Annotated in this window: 3 protein-coding genes; all 3 read left to right on the top strand. The window is 63.0% G+C overall.

The annotated features are described in order from the left end of the window. Nucleotides 1-154 precede the first annotated feature (154 nt). Genes O7A70_RS33565 through O7A70_RS33555 form a run of 3 tightly spaced genes read left to right on the top strand, consistent with a single transcriptional unit; the run spans nucleotide 155 to nucleotide 3,317 of the window. Nucleotides 155-1,399 carry a tyrosine-type recombinase/integrase gene (locus O7A70_RS33565; RefSeq protein ID WP_337144170.1) on the top strand — a complete coding sequence of 415 codons (1,245 nt, stop codon included), beginning with the start codon at nucleotides 155-157 and terminating at the stop codon, nucleotides 1,397-1,399. Beyond that, a complete protein-coding gene (locus tag O7A70_RS33560) occupies nucleotides 1,393-2,307 on the top strand; it encodes a tyrosine-type recombinase/integrase (protein ID WP_337144169.1) in 915 nt (304 codons plus the stop codon). The genes O7A70_RS33565 and O7A70_RS33560 overlap by 7 nt, the downstream gene beginning before the upstream one ends. Next, the gene (locus tag O7A70_RS33555) at nucleotides 2,304-3,317 is read left to right on the top strand and encodes a tyrosine-type recombinase/integrase (protein ID WP_337144168.1); all 1,014 of its coding nucleotides are present in this window, start codon (nucleotides 2,304-2,306) and stop codon (nucleotides 3,315-3,317) included. The genes O7A70_RS33560 and O7A70_RS33555 overlap by 4 nt, the downstream gene beginning before the upstream one ends. Nucleotides 3,318-3,394 lie beyond the last annotated feature (77 nt).

The following is a 3,394-nucleotide window of genomic DNA, read 5'->3' as shown; positions in this document are numbered from 1 at the left end:
CCGCAATTATGTGGAGCGCTGGATTATGCAGAGTAGGCCGCAATCAAGCCAACTTCGTCCTTCCATTCCAAGGTGTTAGAGCGCTCAATCGCTTTCTTGCTCGGCATAATTGTTGTCGTCTCTCGACGTCATTTGACCTTGAGAGGAGACCACATTGTCAAAGTCGAAGGAAGTTATGCTCGAATGCAAGCGATTGATGGACCCGGGCGCCTTGCGACCGTTCGTGGAAGCGTTCACGAGCCGATTGTTGAGCCTGGGACACTCCCGCCTGACGGTGTCAGGCTACGAAGCCTCGGCTCGTCACTTCGGACATTGGCTGCAAAGCGCCAAGATCGCTGTCGCGGAGATCAACGAGGATACGGTTCGCCGTTTCGCGCGACATCGATGCCGCTGTCCCGGCGTGCGACGAGCCGATCGCCTGTCCGCCAAATACGTGAACCGGGCGCGGCGGTTCGTGAGCTTTCTGGCCGAATGCGGGATCGTGACGCCATGGACGCAGGATGAGCCGCGTGCCCACGACGACCAAGTCCTTGCATTCCAGATTTGGCTGAGACGGCACCGGGGCATTTCTGAGCGCACAATCGATCGCCATGGCCGGATGGTGATGCGGCTGCTTCCCGCTTTGGGTCCCGATCCAAGGCATTACGATGCCCGCCTCATTCGGCAAGCGATCCTGGGGGAAGCGCAGCGCAATTCGCGGGCAAACCTCAAGACGATGACGATGGCGCTACGGGGCTACCTCAGATATTTAGCAACCCAAGGCCTATGCCGGTCGGGGCTTGATCATGCGATCCCGACGGTGCCGCAATGGCGGTTGGCGGCCTTGCCGCGCTACATCTCCACGGCGGAAGTCGAGCGGGTTATCGCGTCGTGCGACATCACGACGCCAATGGGCGTCCGCGACCGCGAAGTGCTTCTCCTGCTTGCACGTCTCGGCCTGCGCGCCGGCGACATTTCGGGCATGCGCCTCGACGACATTGACTGGAGCGAGGGAACCTTGCGCGTTCGCGGCAAAGGACGTCGCGAGGTCCGGCTTCCGCTGCCCCAGGACGCTGGCGATGCCATTATCGATTATCTGCGAGACGCCCGTCCGCCTGCCGCCTGTGAGCAGATTTTCCTGCGGACCGTTGCACCGTTTCGGCCATTGGTGAGCGCAAGTGTCTCGAGCATCGTCAGCCTTGCGCTTGGGAGGGCCGACATCGACCACGCGCCGTCCCGAGGCGCCCATCTTCTGCGGCACTCGGCGGCAACCAGCATGCTGCGTGCCGGCGCCACGCTGGACGTGATTGGAACCGTGCTGCGCCATCGGTCGGTCGACACCACCGCCCACTACGCAAAGGTTGACGTCGACATGTTGCTTCGGGTTGCCCAGCCCTGGCCGGGGAGTGCGTCATGCTGAGCCAGGATCTCGCACGCTATGTGGAACTGCAGCATAGGCTGGGCTTCAGGTTCCGCGTCCAGAACACGCTGTTGAAGAGCTTTGTTGCCTTCGCCGAGCGACACGACGACCGATATGTCCAAGCTACCCGCGTGTTCGAATGGGCGAGGCTTGCGCCTTCGCCACCGCAGCGCCGCAACCGACTGCTGACAGTCCGCCGCTTTGCGCTGGCGCTGTCGGCCGAGGATCGGCGTCATGAGATTCCGCCCGCTGACGCTCTGGGCCACAGCCCGTTGGAGCGACGGATTCCGCATATCTACAGTGCGGACGAGATCGCCGCGCTGATGCAGGCGGCTACCCGCCTGAAGCCGGCAGGTTCGATCCGGCCGTTAATGTACGAGACCCTGTTCGGCTTGATTGCTGCCACCGGCATGCGCATCTCCGAAGCCCTCTCGCTTCAACTCGATGACCTGATCGCCGATGGTTTGATCATCCGACAGACCAAGTTCCACAAGAGCCGCTTGCTGCCGCTCCACGCCACGACATGGGACGCTTTGAACCGGTATTTGGTTGCACGCCGCCGGCTCGGTACCTTGAACAACGCGCTATTCGTTTCCGCCGCGGGCGCATCGCCAGCTTACAGTACCGTGATCGCCAACTTCCTCCAGCTCGCGCGCTCGATCGGCCTGCGAGGAGGCCTCGGCCAACCGGGTCCCTGTATTCATGATCTACGGCACACCTTTGCCGTACGCTCCCTGGAGCAGTGCCGGCACGATCGCCATGCCGTCGGCCGCCATATCGTTGCCCTCAGCACCTACCTCGGCCATGCCCACGTCACCGACACCTATTGGTACCTTCAGGCGACACCGATCCTGATGAGGCAGATTGCGGCGGTCGGCGAGGCCTTGCACCAAGGAGCTGTCTCATGACCGCGCTGGCTCCGCATCTCACCGCCTTCCTGCGCGAGCATCTGCCGCACGAGAGGCGAGCGAGCCCGCACACCTGCGCGGCCTATGCCTACAGCTTTCAGCTGCTGCTCTGCTTCGCGGCTGCCCGACTGCGGACCACCCCGTCCAGCATTGAGATTGAGCAGCTCGATCCGCCGCTCATTCTCGCCTTCCTGGAACACATCGAGGAAGGACGCGGCAACTCGGCGCGCACCCGCAACGCTCGTCTTGCCGCCATCAAGGCTTTCTTCCGCTTCCTGGAGTATCGGCTCCCGTCCTGTCTGGATCAGGCGCACCGAGTCCGGGCGATCCCGATGAAGAAGGTCGACGAGGCCCTCATCGGCCATCTCACCCGTGACGAGATGCAGGCTCTGCTCGACGCGCCGGACCCGCGTCGGGTCTCCGGCATCCGTGATCGGGCGATGCTGCATCTGGCCTTCGCTGCCGGGTTGCGCGTATCCGAACTCGTCAGCATCCGCATCGACCAGATCGATCGCCAGACGGTCGCCAGCATCCACGTCATGGGCAAAGGGCGTCGCGAGCGCGTGCTGCCCCTGTGGAAGGAGACAGCGGCGGCGTTGAAGGCTTGGCTGGCGGTCCGCCCGGCGAGTGGCGACGCCGAGCTCTTTCTCAATTTGACGGGGCGCGCGATGACCAGGTCTGGATTCGAATATATCCTGACCAAGCACGTGGCCATCGCGGCGCGGAAGCAACCGTCCATCGCCGACAAGCGCGTCACTCCCCACGTCTTGCGCCACACCTGTGCCATGCACACGCTGCAGGCGACCCGGGATGTCCGTAAGGTTTCGCTCTGGCTCGGACACGCCAGCCTCCAAAGCACGGAAATCTACCTGCGGGCCGACCCGACCGAGAAGCTCGAGGCGCTTGCCACGATGGTGCCGCCGTCGCTCAAGCCTGGTCGCTTCCGCACTCCCGACAAGCTGCTGGCCATGCTGAAGTCCGTCAGCCGATCGGCAGATTATGTCGAGTGATCGCTGCTCAAATACCTTAGGCGGCAAGGAATTGCCGCCGCGGACTCTGCATAATCCAGCGCTCCACATAATTGCGG

The organism is Mesorhizobium sp. Cs1299R1N1, assembly GCF_037179655.1.
Classification (GTDB): Bacteria; Pseudomonadota; Alphaproteobacteria; order Rhizobiales; family Rhizobiaceae; genus Mesorhizobium; species Mesorhizobium salmacidum.
Note: the sequence above shows the minus strand (reverse complement) of the source record. Positions and strands in the feature narration are given on the sequence as shown.

Excerpts from the sequence above, each read along its gene's own strand:
- O7A70_RS33560 (WP_337144169.1), top strand. The coding sequence starts at position 1,393 with ATGCTGAGCCAGGATCTCGCACGCTATGTGGAACTGCAGCATAGGCTG.
- O7A70_RS33555 (WP_337144168.1), top strand. The coding sequence starts at position 2,304 with ATGACCGCGCTGGCTCCGCATCTCACCGCCTTCCTGCGCGAGCATCTG.